Here is a 13296-nt window from a genome sequence, read left to right as displayed (position 1 = left end):
GCTCATTCGCGGGTGGTGCGGGGGAGTTCGGCGCGGCGCACGGCGGGGGAGGCGAGCGCGAGCGCGGCGCCGAGGCAGGAGAGGGCGCCGCAGCCGACGAAGACCGGGGCGGTGCCCCAGGCGGCGATGGCGGCGCCGACCAGCGGGTAGCTGAGCGGGGCGAGGCCGACCATGGTCAGCATCGTGACGGAGGTGACCCGGCCCAGGTAGGCGGGATCGGCGGCGGTCTGGATGAGCGTGCTGTCCAGGCTGCCGAAGACCCCCGCGCTCAGCCCGAGCAGGGCGGCGATGACGGAGGCGGTCCACAGCTGCGGGACCAGCGCCATGGCCGCCGCGCCGACGCTGGCCGCCAGCAGGGTGCCGGCCATGGTGAGGCCGGCCCGGGGCAGCCGCCCGGCGACGGCGAGCAACGCGGCACTCGCGGCGGCCCCGGCGCCGAAGCAGCCGACGATCCAGCCGTAGCCGGACGGGCCCCAGCCGCGTTCGGCGTTGAGCAGCACCATGCCGACGTTGAGGGTGCCGGTGAGGCCGAGTTCGCAGACCGCCCCGGCCGCGACCAGCGGGCCGATCAGGCGGTGCCGGCGGATGTAGCGCAGCCCGTCGAGGAGGTCGGCGCGCGCGGTGCCCGGGCGGCGTGCCGGGCCGTCGTGCGGGGCGCTTCGCGGGGCGTCGTGCGGGGTGCCGTCCTGGGCGGCGCGGTCGAGCGGGCCGATCCGGACGGAGAACAGGAGCGGCAGGGAGAGCGCGAACAGCAGGCCCGCGACGCCGAACGCGGCGGCCGGGCCGCCCAGGCCCATGGCCAGGCCGCCGAGCGGCGGCCCGGCGATCTGGCCGAGGCGCATCGACAGCGAGCGCAGTCCGGTGACCCGGGCCAGCTGGTCGGGGGTGGTGATCCGGGGCGGGAGAGCACCCACGGCGGGCACGAACAGGGCGTCCACGGCGCCGAAGACCAGCGCCACCGCCACCAGCAGCCAGAGCGCGGGCGTGGTCAGGGCGATGGCGGCGGCCACCGAGAGGATGAGCAGACAGCGCACGGCGTCGGTGCCGAGGACCACCCGGCGCGGGTCGAGCCGGTCGGCCAGCACACCGCCGCCGAGCATGAGCAGGGCGCGCGGGGCGGCGCCGGCGGCCATGACCAGGCCGACCTCGGCGGGGCCGGCGGACCGCTGGGCGGACCAGCCGAGGGCGGCGAAGTACACGCCGTCGCCGATCAGCGAGGCGGTGTGGGCGGTGAGCCAGCGCAGCACGTTGCCGTCGCGGTGGGCGGGCGGCGGGGCGGTGCGGCCGGGGAGGGTCGGTTCCGCGAGGGCCATCGGGACTCCGGCGGTCGGGGACACGGCGGTGCCGGTGTCAGGGGCGGAAGGGGAACCCGTACAGGTGGACGGAGACGTGCTCGCGGCCCACGGTGTCGCCGGCCGCCCTGGCCGCCTTGCCGCGCTCCCGCCAGCGCCGCGAGAGGGCCTGCAACTCCTGCTCCATCTCGGCGAGTTCGGCGGCCGTGAGGTCGAGCAGCCACTCCGCGCCGAAGGCCGCGTCGGTCCACTCCCTGCCCCAGGCGGACCTCTGGTCGAGGTAGGCGCGGTACTGGGCGGCGCGGGATTCGACCAGGCCCCTGGTCACCGCGTCGACGGCGGCCGCGCCCTCGGGCGTCCCGGTGAGGTCGGACTCCCGGAAGCCCCAGCCCTCCTCGGAGGAGACCTGCCACCACCGCTCCCGGCCGTCGCTGCTCCGGCCGGCGGCCTCGGTGACGAAGCCCTGCTCGGCGAGCTTGCGCAGGTGGTAGCTGACCAGCGACGGAGCCTCGCCGACCTGGGCGCCGAGCTGCGAGGCGGTCGCGCTCCCGGCGGCGTAGAGCAGCCGGTAGATCCGCATCCGCAGGGGGTTGGTGAAGGCCTTCAGACGGGTCAGGTCGGTGATCCGGTCGGGCCGGGGGCTCTCGGGCATGCGACGACGATAGGTCCGCAGGAAAAATTGCGCAATAAAAATTTCAGATTTTCGGGTCGGTCTCGTCGACTCGTCGACATGTCTCCCCGACGCGGGCCAGGGCGACGGGTCGTCACCCTGGCCCGCGAGCCGGTCATCGGCTCGACCGGCCGTTACCCGGCACGCTGGTCGTGGTCGTGGTCGTGGTCGTGGTCGTGGTCGTGGTCGTGGTCGTGGTCGTGGTCGTGGTGGTGGTCGGGTTGCTCTCGGGCGGGCGTCGGCGGGCGTCGGCGGGCGGCGGCGAGGGCGGTCAGGGCGGTGACCGCCATCGCGGCGACGCCGAGCAGCGCGGCGGTGGTGTAGGCGTGGTCGTCCGGGAAGAGATGACCGGTGTCCGTTCCGCCGGCCAGGACCAGGCCGCCTGTCGCACTGCCCAGGGAGTACCCGACGCTGCGGACGACGTAGTTGAAGCCCATCGCGCTCGACGTCTCGCTCTTGGGCGTGACGGCCAGGATGGCGCCGGGCATGGCGGCTGAGAAGCTGCCGACTCCGAAGCCCAGCACACCCATCGCGAGGAGCAGTTCGGCCGGGTTCGACCGGGCCGCGGCGAACAGGACGAACCCGCCGCCGACGACGACGGCGCTGCCGGCCAGGACCACCGGTGCGTCGACCAGCGCCCGGACCCGGGGCGTGAGTCTGCCGGCGACGAACCCCAGCACCGAGAACGGGACGAGGACCAGCCCGGCGACGAAGGTGGTCAGCCCGAAGCCGTAGCCGGCGCTGTGCGGCGTCTGCGCATACCGGGTGACGAGCGTGAGCAGGAGGTACATGCCGCTCCCGCCGACGAACATGGCGATGTTCGCTCCGGCGACCGCCGGGTGCCGCACCGCCCGGACATCGACCAGGGGCGTCTCGCTGCGCAGTTCGGAGGCGGTCCAGACGAACAGCAGCAGCACGGCGACGACGGCGAGGCCCGCCGCCACGGCGAGGTGACGGCTCCACAGGCTCCGCTGGCCGGCCAGGAACAGGACGAGGAACAGCCCACCCGCGAGGACGAGCGCGCCCGCCACGGTCACGTGGGCGGAGCGGCCCTCGGGAGCCGCGGGTACGGAGCGCCACGCGGTCAGGAGGGCGGCCGCGGTGACGACCAGGCCGAAGCCGTAGGCGGCCCGTACACCGCCGATCTCGGCCAGCAGCGCGGTGAGCGGGTAGCCGACCCCGGCGCCGATGATCGAGACCACCGAGATCAGGGCGATCGTCGCCGTGCCGCGCTCCTCGGGGAGGTGGTCCCGGGCCACGCCCATCATCAGCGCGGTCAGACCGAGCCCGACGCCCTGGGCCGCCCTGCCGATGATCAGGCCCGCGAACGGCAGCGGGAGCACGGTGAGCGCGCTGCCGACGACGACGATCGCCAGCGTCGCGAGGATCGTGGCCCGTCGGTGCGGGCCGGCTCCGAGCCGGCCGAGGACGGGCGTGGCGACGGCGCCGCTCAGCAGTGCGACGGTGAGTGTCCACTGCGCGCTGTCGAGCGGGACGTGGAAGGTGGTCGCCACGCGGGTGATCAGCGGCGCCCCGAGGCTGGCGACCGCCGCCACGACCAGGGCGACGAACAGCAGGGCGGGGCCCAGCGACCGCTCGTCGGAGCGCTCCGGGGTGCGCCCCGTCACCGCTTCGGTCCCTCGCGGTCCCGGCCTTCCAGCTCCGCCAGGTGTGCCAGTGCCGGAAGCGCCGCGACCAGGGCCTCGACCTCGTCGTCGGGCAGTTCGTCGATCAGCCGCGCGAACGCGTCGACGCCCGCCTGGTGCCGCGTCCGGACGTACGACGCGCCGGCCTCGGTCAGGCACACCAGCGTGACCCGCCTGTCGGAGGGGTCGCCCCGCCGCTCGACCAGTCCGGACTCCTCCATCACCCGGACCAGCGTGGTCATCGCGGGCTGGGTGACACCCTCGGTCGCGGCCAGATCGGTGATGCGTCGCGGGCCGGTCCGGTGCAGGGTGGCCAGGGTGGCGGCGGACGTGACGCTCATGTCGCGCGGAAGGCGTCGCACGGTCCTGGTGGCCAGCCCGTAGAGGGCCGACCCGATCGCAGCGGACGCGCCACGGGTGGGATCTTGACGGCTCATGGGTGAAGCATACGATATTTATATGAATCCTTTATGTATATCTCGCCGCGAAGGCCGCGCCCCAGCTCAGGGGCGCGAAGACGCCCGGGGTGCCGAGGAAGGCCTCGCCGGGGGAGCGAACCGGCAGCCGCGGGTGGCGGCGTCGAACCAGGCCGCATCGGCACGGACCCACCATGCCCGGTGCCCCGTCGCCGGGAGCGAGCGATCCGAGCGTCGAATCGACGTCGGACACGTCCGACCGAACGCAGGAGGTTCCATGCCCAAGGGCTACTGGGTCAGCGTCTACGGCGCCGTTTCCGACCCTGAGAGGTTGCGTGCCTACGACAGGCTGGCCGGTCCGGCCGTCCGGGCGGGGGGTGGGCGGCTCCTGTCCCGCGGCGGCCGAGTCGTCGCCCATGAAGCCGGAACCACGCAACGCGTCATTCTGATCGAGTTCGACAGCTTCGAACAGGCCGTCGCGGCGTACGAGAGCGAGGCCTACCGGAAGGCGCTGGTGGTCCTCGCCGGCGCCGTCGAACGCGACTTCCGCATCATCGAAGGCATCGACTGACCGGAGGGCTCGGTCATCGCCGAGCGGAGATGACGCGGATCGGCCGGGATGCCGCCGCCCGGCATCCACGGCCCCGGCCGCCCGGCATCCACGGTCCCGCCGGTCCCGCCGGCCCCGCCGGCTCGGCGGGGCCGAAGGCCGTCAGCGCTTCGGCGCGATGCCCAGCGAGGCGACGAGCTGGGTGAGTTCCTCGTGGAAGAGCTTCTCCGGGCTGGTGGTCTGGTTGCGCAGGTGGCCGTAGATCTCCAGCGACACCAGGCCGTGGAGGTGGCCCCAGATGCGCAGGGCCAGAGCCACGCCGGCCGGGGGGAGGTGGGGGAAGGCGGGGCGGACCTTGTCGAGGAGGCCGGCGTCGAAGTCGGACCACTGGAAGTCGCTGTCCGCGTAGAGGCGTTCGGCGTGCGGCCAGGCCGCGACGGCGAGGCCGGTCAGGGCGGTGCAGACCCGTTGCGCGGCATCCGGGGCGGCGCCGCCCTCGGGGGCGACGTAACCGGGCACCGGGTCGCCGTAGACGAGGCGGAAGCCCTCGGGATTGGCGAGCGCCCAGCCGCGGAAGGCGTGCGCCCACGCCCGGATCCGGTCGGCCGGATCCGAGGCGGGGGTGGCGTCCCAGGAGGTGTCCACCGTGTCGGCGAGCGAGGTGTACACGTCGTCGATGAGCGTGGTGACCAGGTCGTCGCGGGTGGCGAAGTAGCCGTAGATGGCGTTGGGGGTCATGCCCATCTCGCGGGCGATGGCGCGCAGCGTGATCGCCCCGGGGCCTCCCGAGGCCATCAACTCCAGTGCCACGCCCTTGATTTCGGCTGTCGTCTCGGCCCGCAGCCGCTCACGTCGTCCCCTGGTCCCGGTGCTCGCCATGCGCGGAGTCTACAGCGTCACGCTATTGCTTGGCGTATCCAAACTATACGGCATATAGTTTCGCCACGCCGTCCAGACGGATGGTGGTGGCCAGTACGTCCGGGCATGAACAAGGGGAGAACCATGCACATCGGAGTGATCGGTGCCACCGGCACCATCGGCAGCCGGGTCGTCACGGAGGCGCTCGGCCGCGGGCACCACGTCACGGCACTCAGCCGCGACGCCTCGCAGATCGACGAGAGCCGAGCGAACGTCACCTGGGCCAGCGTCGACGTCCTCGACCCCGCGAGCATCGCCGCGGTCCTGCCCGGCCTGGACGTGCTGATCAGCGGGTTCCAACCGGGCAACGCGGCCAAGGACCTCGCGGACACCGTGCGGCGGTCCATAGCCGACCCCACGGTCCACTCCGTCGCGGCCCGGGCACTGGTCAAAGCCCTGGAGAGCCACCCCAGGACCCGGCTCATCGTGATCGGCGGGGCCGGCAGTCTGGAGACGGCGCCCGGAGTGGTCCTCGCCGACGACGTCGACCGGATGCACGAGACCCTCGATCAGCTGGGCCTGCCCCGCGAGTACGCGGCCGCGGCGCGCGGAGCCCGGGACGGCCTGAACGTCCTGCGCACGTCGAACCGGCTCTGGACCTACTTCAGCCCCGCCGAGGAGATCGCCCCCGGCGAGCGCACCGGCCGCTTCCGGATCGGCGGCGACCAGGCGGTCCGGGACGCCGACGGCCGCAGCCGCATCTCCGCGGAGGACGCCGCCGTCGCCCTTGTCGACGAGGCGGAACTGCCCCGCTTCGTCCAACGCCGCTTCACCATCGGCTACTGACACACCGCCGTGGCGGCCGCCAAGGGCCCCGCTCCCACGGGGGATCTCGGAGCGCCGTCACGAAGCTCGAAGGCGGCTGTGGGCCTTCGAGCCGGGCGGCCTTCCCGCAGACGTGGTTGCGGCACCCTGGATTTCACCTGATCAAGCAGCACGCAACCGTACCCACTGAGCGGCCGGTGACCGGACGGACTCCCTGCCCGGTGTCGGACCGGACTGCCATGCTCTGGGTCATGGATGCTCAGCCGTTCTGGAAGTTGGTCGAGGACGCTCGATGCCGGGTCTCCGATCCGGCCGATGGGGATGCAGTCGCCGCCATGGCCGTGAACCTGCTTTCCACCCAACCGCGCGACGAGATCATTGCCGCCGATCGCGTCCTGCGGGAGCTGCTGGCCCACTCCTACCGGAACCCGCTCTGGGCAGCCGCCTACCTCATCAACGGTGGGTGTTCTGATGACGCGTTCGACTACTTTCGCGGCTGGCTGATCATGCAGGGTCGACGTGTGTTCGAGCGTGTCCTGGCCGATCCGGACTCGCTGGCCGAACTGCCGGCGGTTCGGGCCGCCGCTCCCGACGGGGTGGTCGATTGCGAGCGCTGACCATTGCCTGGGACGCCCATCTCCGGGCGACGGGCGAGCGACTTCCCGATGATGCCTTCACGATCCAGCATCCTGGTCTGGACTCCGATGGGGGTTTCGACTTCGGTGATCACGTCGAGATGAGGCGCCGTCTGCCTCGACTGGCCGCGCTCCACCTGAGTTGATGCGACCTCTCGGGCCTGCCGCCGATGGATGACGGCCGGACGCTGGTGGTGGGTGACGGCCTGGCCGCTGGGCGGCGGCCAGGTCGTCCGGCCGGTTCGGGGCCGGGGGGCGGCGCCGGCGCCGGACGGCCGGTGGGCCCGGGGCGGGCGTCAGCGCAGGGTGACTTCGCGGGGGCCGTTGAAGGGGGCCAGGGAGAGGACGGTCTTCGGGGTGCGCAGGGCGTCGTGCTCGGTGAAGAGGCGGCGGACGGCGGGGAGGTCGATCGGGCCGACGGTCAGGTGGGCGACCTCGTCGTACGGGGCGTGGGGCGTGTTGGTGGAGCCGGTGCCCCAGGTGTCCCAGAGCAGCGTCTCGACCTTGTTGAGGGCGGCGAGGTCGAGCCGGGTGGAGTGGGCGACGAACCACTCGCCGTTGAGCGGGCCCTCCTCCGGCGGGTGGACGCCGAAGGAGTCGGCGGCGGCCCGGCCGGAGCGGATCGTGCGCCAGGCCCGGCCGGCGACCAGGAAGCGGTCGCGCGGGACGTCCATCGGGTCGAAGTCCACCCGCCAGGCGGCGACGACCCTCGGATCGGCCAGCTGCGGGTCGGCGAGCAGCCAGCCGCGCCGGTCGTCCCAGTACTCGGTGGCCACGTGGTCGCCGTGGAAGCCGTCCGGGCCGAGGTAGTCGGCGAAGCCGCAGCGCAGCCGGGCCGGGATGCCGACATGGCGGAGGAACGAGCAGTGCAGCAGCGCCAGGTCCCGGCAGACGCCGACGAAGCGGTCGGCGGGCGCCCGAGGGTGGTGGAGCGGGGCCGGGTCGCGGCCGGTGATCAGGTCCAGGATGTCGTCGAGGTAGCGCGTCTCGGCGTCGTGGTGGAGCCGGTTCGCGGGGATGGGGTGGTGGAACAGCCGCCCTTCGAGGCGATGGATGATCAGGTTCCGGGCGATCCGGGCGAGTTGGCTCGCATCCTTGGGGAGATCGGCATAGCGGGGCAGGTGGGCCCCGGGGTCGGAGAACACGCTCTGCCCGAGGTAGAAGGCGGGGAAGTCGGCGGAGGGCACGGGGGAACTCCCATGGGGCTTCGGCCGCATGATCGATGGCTGGGCCGCTGGTCCTCACCGTGGCAAATTTCGGGGGCGATTGTCCAGAAGAGCCCGATGGGCAGGGGTGGTTCGGCTGATCGGGGTGGTGCGGCGGGGCGGGGTGATCCGGTCGGGACCGGGGGCAGGGGGCAGGGGAGGTTCAGCGGGCCGGGGTGGGGACGGCGCCGCCGTCGACGTGCTCGACCCGGACGCCCGGCAGGGTGCGGGACCAGGCCTTGGCGAGCGGGGCGAGCCGGTCGGCGGGGAGCGGCGCGGGGCCGAGGCCGATCGGGAGGTGGAGGCGGCCGTCGGCGGTCCGGTACGGGTGGGGCCAGGCGTGCAGCCGGGTGGCCCCGGCGTCCTCCAGTGCGCTCAGCAGGGCGCGGATGCGGCCCCGGACGAAGCCGAGTGACTCCTCGTCGGTGCTCACCACGGCCCAGGCGGCGTGCCGGCGGTGCAGTGGGGGAGCGGCGAGCAGGGCGGGCCAGGGGGATCCGGTGGCCCCAACGGCCCCGGCGGCCTCGGCGATCTCGGTGGTTTCCGAGGCCTCCGTGGTCAGCTCCCAGGCGTGGTAGAGCTCCTCGGTGAGCAGATCCCGGGTGTCGGCGCTGACCTGGGTGGTGCAACTGCGGACCGGGGCGGAAGGGGTGAGGACGGTGAGCGGGCCCGAAGGGAGAGCCGCGGGCTCGGCGGAGAGCGCGACGGGCCGGCGCCAGTCCCAGGTCGCCCAGGTCTCGGTGAACCGCCGGAAGAGGTCCTCCTCGGGAACGCCGGTCGCGTCCAGGACGGTCCGGGCGGCCAGCACCGACCAGGCCAGCGAAGGCAGCTGGCCGAACGGCGCGGAGTCCAGGCCGCGCGCCCGCGCCCAGGCCTTGACCTGGCGCGCCAGTCGGACGAAGCGGGCGTGCCGGTCGCCGAGCGCCGTCAGGATCGCCTCGGCGTCCGTGACGGCGCTCAGCGCGACGGCCGCCGCCTCGCCCAACTCCGCACGGAGGCCGACGGCTCGGGACGGGTCGAGGGTGCCGGTGAAGACCACCACGAGGTCGACCGCCAGGCCGTCGGCCGTCAGCCGCAGCCCCGGCACCCGGGCGCCGCGCACCTCGCGCAGTCCTCGGACCTCCGGCAGTGCGGCCGCCACCCGGGCGCGGACGGCGGGCAGGTCGGCGGGCCCGGGCAGCGCCGCCACCAGGTCCAGGTCGGCGCCGTCCAGCTGGCAGCCCAGCCGGCGGGAGCCGACGGTGTGCACCACCCCGTCGGGCAGGGCCGCCGCGATGCGCCGGGCCAACGCCCGTGCGACAGAGGTTCGTTGAGCGGATTCCGGCGCCGGGGAGGTGGTCGGCGGCTCCGGCACCGGCCGCACCTCGCCCGTCCCCAGCGTGATCACCGCACGCGGCCGCATCGGCTCGGAGCCCCGGCGGGAGAGCACCACCAGCTCGCCGACCCGGGCGGAGGCCCCGGTGAGCCGGGCCGCGCAGTCGGCGGCCGCGCGCTGGGGGTCGTCGCTGCGCCCGAGGGTCAGATGCGGGGTGAAGCCCTCCGCCCGGCCGCGGCAGCGGGGGAAACGGCGCTCCAGCGCGTGCCGCAGCGCCGCCCAGGGTGCGGGGGAGGCGGCGGCCGGGTCCAGCCAGAGGGTGGCGTCCTCGCGGTGCCCGAAGGTGTGGACGCCGTCCAGCCGCGCGGTGAACGGCGCCACCTCGGCGGCGGCCGCGCCCAGCAGTGGCAGGGCGCGGTCGAACTCGGCCTCCGGGACGAAGCCGAACAGCAGGTTGACGTGCGGGGGCCAGCGGCGCAGCTGCGGGTCGTACGCCTCGCGCAGCCGCTGGATCGGTGGCCACAGCTCCTCGGGCGGCAGCCAGGCGACGGCGGTGCGGGCGGTGGGCGGGGCGTCGAGGGCGTCCGGGGTTCCGGTGTTGCGGCCCTCGCGGTGGAGGCTGTGGAGGCCGTGGAAGCCAGGGCCGTGGCGGTCGTCGCGGTGGGGGCCTGTGAGGCCTGCGAGGCCGACGGTGCCGTCGGCGCTGTCGTTGTCGAGGAGGAGGTCGACGGCCACGCCGTAGTGGTCGGAGGGGAAGAGCCCGTCCTCGGCCGGGCGGTCGCCGAGCAGGGCGGCCGCGGTGACGCGGGTGCCGTCGGCGCGGTGCAGGACGCGGTCCAGCCGACCCGGGCGGCCGGTCAGCGAGGAGACCGCGGCGAGCGGGTTGGCCGTCGGGTCGAAGGTCGGGGTGTCGTCGGCCGGTCCGTGCACCTGGCTCCAGGCGTCCCGCAGGCCGAGTTCGGCGGCCGGGCCGGACGGGCCGGAGCGGCCGTCGTTGAAGTCTCCGAGCAGCAGCAGCTCGCCCTCGACTCCCGACAACCCTTCGGCCAGCAGGGTGAGTTCGGCCCGGCGGCGGTCGGCGCCGTCCGCCGAGTGGTCGCTGCTGAGGTGTACGGCGGTGACGGTCAGCGGTGCGCCGGCGGTCCGTAGCGAGAGCGCGGTGACGGCCTTGTGCGGGCCGAGCGCGTGCCGCCCGGCCGCCAGCACCGGCAGCCGGCTGAGCAGCAGCAGGCCGTGGTCGCCGACCTCGGGCCCGAGCGGGTCGGTGCCGAGGGTATACCCGGCGCGGACCCAACGGGCGGCCAGCAGCAGGGCGACCAGGGCGGGCTCGACCTCCTGGAGCGCGATGACGTCGGCGTCGGCGGCCTCCAGCGCGGCGAGCAGCAGCGGGCGGCGCCGGGCGGTGGCGATCCGGTCGGCGTCGTAGCGGTCCCACAGGGTGTTCCAGGTGACCACGCGCAGGCCGGTGGCCGTCGGGACGTCCCGGGCGCCGGCGCCGACAGCGCCAGCGGCTGCGGCGGTTGCGGAGGCGGGGGCAGCATCGGCGGTGTCGGTGGGCCGCCAGCCGCCGTCAGGGTGCCAGGCGTACGGGGTGGTCGCGGTGAAGAAGGGCGCCGGCAGCCGGGGCGGCGCGGTGCGGCGCCCGGCCCCGGTGCTGTCGAGCAGGTCGACGCCCGACGCGCGGTCCCAGACCCGTACGCCGTCGGCCTCGACCCAGTACACCCGGTGCCAGGGGATCTCGCCGGAGGCCGCGAAGCTCTCCAGCGGTACCCGCTCGGTGCGGTCGTCGCGTTGGCGCACGCCCAGGGTGAACCGGGCCGGGTCGAAGCGGGCGTCCCAGCGGATGCGCTGGCAGATCTGTTCGATGGGGCGCATCAGTCGTCCTCTCCGTCGAGCGTGCCCGCCGTGTCCTCCACGGTGCCACCGGGGCCGACGTACCAGGTGCGGTGCGCCTGGCCGGGGTAGGGCGGACCGAAGCGGTGCAGCTGCGCGGTGAGCACGCCGGCGGGCACCGGGTGCGGCCGGACGGCGTTGCGGCGCAGCAGCTCGTCCTCGCCGACCACCAGCACCACCTGGGTGACCAGGGCGTCGCGGCCCTGCGCGACGGCGTGGACGTGGGAGCGCTGCTGGCGGTTGAGCGAGGTGGCGTCCCAGACGACGGTGCCGGGGTTGGTGCCTGCGCCTGTGTCGGTGCCCGCGCCGGTGCCGGTTCCGGGGCCGGTTCCGGCGCCGCTTATGCCCGCGCCCGCACCTCCGAGGCCGCCGGCGGTCGCCAGGGCGGCGTCCAGCCGGGCCAGCCCCTGGCACAGCACGTCGGCGTTGTCGCGCTGGTCGGCGCGCGAGCCCCGGGCGGCGCGCAGGTCGTCCAGGCTGATCCGGGCGGCCACGCCGGTGAGCCCGGCGGCGAAGCGGCTCTTGCCGCTGCCGGACGGGCCGCACAGGTGGACCAGCCGGGGGAAGCGGCCGTCGCGCCAGCGCCAGGTGGCCGCCACGGCCTCGTCGGCGGTGGCGATCCGGCCGAGCGCGTACGCCTCGCGGGCCTGGGCCCAGCAGCGGTCGGCGGCGTCGCGGTCCAGCTCGGCCAGGGCTTCGCGCAGCCCGGCCCGCAGCCGGGCGAGCGGCGCCTCGTCGAGCAGCCCGGCGTCCTCGGCGTACAGCGCCGACCAGGCGACCTGCTCGCGCTCCGCCCGTCCGGGGGCGGCGGTCGCGGCGAGGGCGTGCAGCACCCCGAGGTCGGCGGCGGCGGACAGCCGGACCAGTCCGGCGCGGCGCTCCTCGTCCGGGTACGGCCGGTGGAGGGCGGGGTGCAGTCCGACCAGGTCGGCGACCCGCCGGGCGAGCGGCAGGCCGAGCGGCCCGGCCAGCCGTGGGGCCAGCGACTGGCGGCGGTCGGTGCGCAGCGCGGTGGCGAGCACACCGGCCAACCGGGCGTCCCCGCTCCGGCCCAGTTCGTCCAGCCGGGCCGACACCGCGGCCAACTCCTCGGGTGGACAGGTGAGTTCGGGAACACCCAGGGCGGCCGCGAGGGCCGGGAGTTCGGGCAGCGCACCGGAGCGTACGGCCCAGAGCGCGGCGCTCGGGCCGAGCCCGTTCTCCACCACTGCGGCGTGCAACCAGTGAGTGTCGGTGCGCACGTGCCGCGGGCGGACCCACTTGGCGACCCGCTCGCCGAACCCGGCCCGGGGGAAGCCCCGGACGGTCCGCACCACGTACCCCTCCTGCCGGTCGAGGTCCAACCGCAGGGCGCGCAGCGCCCGTTCGTCGTAGCGGCCGCGCCACAGCACCCGGGGGGCGGGGATGCCGAGGCGGCGCAGGAAGCGGACGGTGTCGTCCCAGTCCAGGCAGTGGTCCTGGCCGTCGGGCCCACCCGTCCAGACCGAGAAGCCGTAGAACCAGCTCTCCAGGTCGGTGTACGGGATCGAGTGCCGGGCGAACAGGTTCTCGCCGCAGATCCGCCAGCCGTCCGGGATGCGCGGGGCGATCCGGCCCTGGAGGCCCTTCACCCAGGCGCGGGAGGGGTGGTGGGCGGAGTCCAGCGAGCGGGCGTGCAGGCCGTCGCGGTAGAGCGTGGTGTTCTCGCCGTCCAGCTTCTCGGTGACGACGACCTCGGCGCCGGCCAGCGCGGACAGGTCCCCGGTCCGTACGTCGTCCGCCGCCGCGCCCGGTGACCAGGGCAGATGCGGCGTCCGGGGGTAGTGCACACGCATGTCCGGCTCCCTGGGCGTTCTTGATCAGGCGGACACTGTAGGAGCGGTCGCGCGGCCCGGGCCACCGATTAATCGCCGCGCTTCCGAAGCCCGCACCTCCGATCACCGGGCCTCCGATCACCGGGCCTCAACCGCCGCGCGTCGACCACCACGCCTCCGGACGCACGGGGGCACGGA

11 protein-coding genes are annotated in these 13296 nt (G+C 74.7%); 3 read left to right on the top strand and 8 right to left on the bottom strand.

Going from position 1 to position 13296, the window contains the following annotated elements; all coding sequences use genetic code 11:
- Nucleotides 1-2 precede the first annotated feature (2 nt).
- From ACIQI7_RS15030 to ACIQI7_RS15015, 4 genes are all read right to left on the bottom strand, one after another.
- Complete coding sequence (locus ACIQI7_RS15030; protein ID WP_401109328.1) at nt 3-1313, bottom strand: MFS transporter; 1311 nt, start codon at nt 1311-1313, stop codon at nt 3-5.
- A gap of 37 nt (nt 1314-1350) precedes the next feature.
- Nucleotides 1351-1944, bottom strand: a complete 594-nt coding sequence (locus tag ACIQI7_RS15025) for an ArsR/SmtB family transcription factor (RefSeq protein ID WP_401109325.1) — start codon at nt 1942-1944, stop codon at nt 1351-1353.
- A 152-nt stretch (nt 1945-2096) separates the two neighbouring features.
- Nucleotides 2097-3590 carry an MFS transporter gene (locus ACIQI7_RS15020; RefSeq protein ID WP_401109322.1) on the bottom strand — a complete coding sequence of 498 codons (1494 nt, stop codon included), beginning with the start codon at nt 3588-3590 and terminating at the stop codon, nt 2097-2099.
- Complete coding sequence (locus ACIQI7_RS15015; protein ID WP_401109319.1) at nt 3587-4045, bottom strand: MarR family winged helix-turn-helix transcriptional regulator; 459 nt, start codon at nt 4043-4045, stop codon at nt 3587-3589. Before ACIQI7_RS15015 ends, ACIQI7_RS15020 begins: the two co-directional genes overlap by 4 nt.
- Nucleotides 4046-4301: 256 nt before the next feature.
- On the opposite strand from ACIQI7_RS15015, the gene ACIQI7_RS15010 reads away from it, so the two are divergent.
- On the top strand, nt 4302-4595 hold the full coding sequence (locus ACIQI7_RS15010) for a DUF1330 domain-containing protein (protein ID WP_401109316.1): 294 nt from the start codon (nt 4302-4304) through the stop codon (nt 4593-4595).
- Between the two features lie 141 nt (nt 4596-4736).
- On the opposite strand, the gene ACIQI7_RS15005 is transcribed toward ACIQI7_RS15010, so the two are convergent.
- Nucleotides 4737-5453: a TetR/AcrR family transcriptional regulator gene (locus tag ACIQI7_RS15005; protein ID WP_401109313.1), complete on the bottom strand. Its 717-nt coding sequence runs from the start codon at nt 5451-5453 to the stop codon at nt 4737-4739.
- A gap of 123 nt (nt 5454-5576) precedes the next feature.
- Here ACIQI7_RS15005 and ACIQI7_RS15000 point away from each other — a divergent pair, with 123 nt between their 5' ends.
- Nucleotides 5577-6278, top strand: coding sequence for an NAD(P)-dependent oxidoreductase (locus ACIQI7_RS15000; RefSeq protein WP_401109310.1), 702 nt, complete (start codon nt 5577-5579; stop codon nt 6276-6278).
- 230 nt (nt 6279-6508) lie between these two features.
- Nucleotides 6509-6874 carry a DUF4240 domain-containing protein gene (locus ACIQI7_RS14995; RefSeq protein ID WP_401109308.1) on the top strand — a complete coding sequence of 122 codons (366 nt, stop codon included), beginning with the start codon at nt 6509-6511 and terminating at the stop codon, nt 6872-6874.
- A gap of 314 nt (nt 6875-7188) precedes the next feature.
- Here ACIQI7_RS14995 and ACIQI7_RS14990 read toward each other — a convergent pair whose 3' ends face one another.
- The 3 genes from ACIQI7_RS14990 to ACIQI7_RS14980 all read right to left on the bottom strand — a co-directional run bounded on the left by ACIQI7_RS14990 (nt 7189) and on the right by ACIQI7_RS14980 (nt 13119).
- Nucleotides 7189-8079 (bottom strand): transglutaminase-like domain-containing protein, encoded by an 891-nt coding sequence (locus tag ACIQI7_RS14990; protein WP_401109307.1) that lies wholly within the window; start codon nt 8077-8079, stop codon nt 7189-7191.
- Nucleotides 8080-8260: 181 nt separating this feature from the next.
- Nucleotides 8261-11287 (bottom strand): RNA repair domain-containing protein, encoded by a 3027-nt coding sequence (locus tag ACIQI7_RS14985; RefSeq protein WP_401109305.1) that lies wholly within the window; start codon nt 11285-11287, stop codon nt 8261-8263.
- Nucleotides 11287-13119 (bottom strand): RNA ligase family protein, encoded by a 1833-nt coding sequence (locus ACIQI7_RS14980; protein ID WP_401109303.1) that lies wholly within the window; start codon nt 13117-13119, stop codon nt 11287-11289. The genes ACIQI7_RS14985 and ACIQI7_RS14980 overlap by 1 nt, the downstream gene beginning before the upstream one ends.
- Nucleotides 13120-13296 lie beyond the last annotated feature (177 nt).

The sequence above is a fragment of the Kitasatospora sp. NPDC092039 genome (assembly GCF_044756065.1).
Taxonomy (GTDB): Bacteria; Actinomycetota; Actinomycetes; order Streptomycetales; family Streptomycetaceae; genus Kitasatospora.
The sequence above is the reverse complement of the archived record's forward strand: the minus strand, read 5'-3'. Positions and strand labels throughout refer to the sequence as shown.

Coding starts and splice junctions, on each gene's coding strand:
- ACIQI7_RS14980 (WP_401109303.1), bottom strand. CDS start 13,119: ATGCGTGTGCACTACCCCCGGACGCCGCATCTGCCCTGGTCACCGGGC.
- ACIQI7_RS14985 (WP_401109305.1), bottom strand. CDS start 11,287: ATGCGCCCCATCGAACAGATCTGCCAGCGCATCCGCTGGGACGCCCGC.
- ACIQI7_RS15015 (WP_401109319.1), bottom strand. CDS start 4,045: ATGAGCCGTCAAGATCCCACCCGTGGCGCGTCCGCTGCGATCGGGTCG.
- ACIQI7_RS15005 (WP_401109313.1), bottom strand. CDS start 5,453: ATGGCGAGCACCGGGACCAGGGGACGACGTGAGCGGCTGCGGGCCGAG.
- ACIQI7_RS15010 (WP_401109316.1), top strand. CDS start 4,302: ATGCCCAAGGGCTACTGGGTCAGCGTCTACGGCGCCGTTTCCGACCCT.
- ACIQI7_RS15025 (WP_401109325.1), bottom strand. CDS start 1,944: ATGCCCGAGAGCCCCCGGCCCGACCGGATCACCGACCTGACCCGTCTG.
- ACIQI7_RS15030 (WP_401109328.1), bottom strand. CDS start 1,313: ATGGCCCTCGCGGAACCGACCCTCCCCGGCCGCACCGCCCCGCCGCCC.
- ACIQI7_RS15000 (WP_401109310.1), top strand. CDS start 5,577: ATGCACATCGGAGTGATCGGTGCCACCGGCACCATCGGCAGCCGGGTC.
- ACIQI7_RS14995 (WP_401109308.1), top strand. CDS start 6,509: ATGGATGCTCAGCCGTTCTGGAAGTTGGTCGAGGACGCTCGATGCCGG.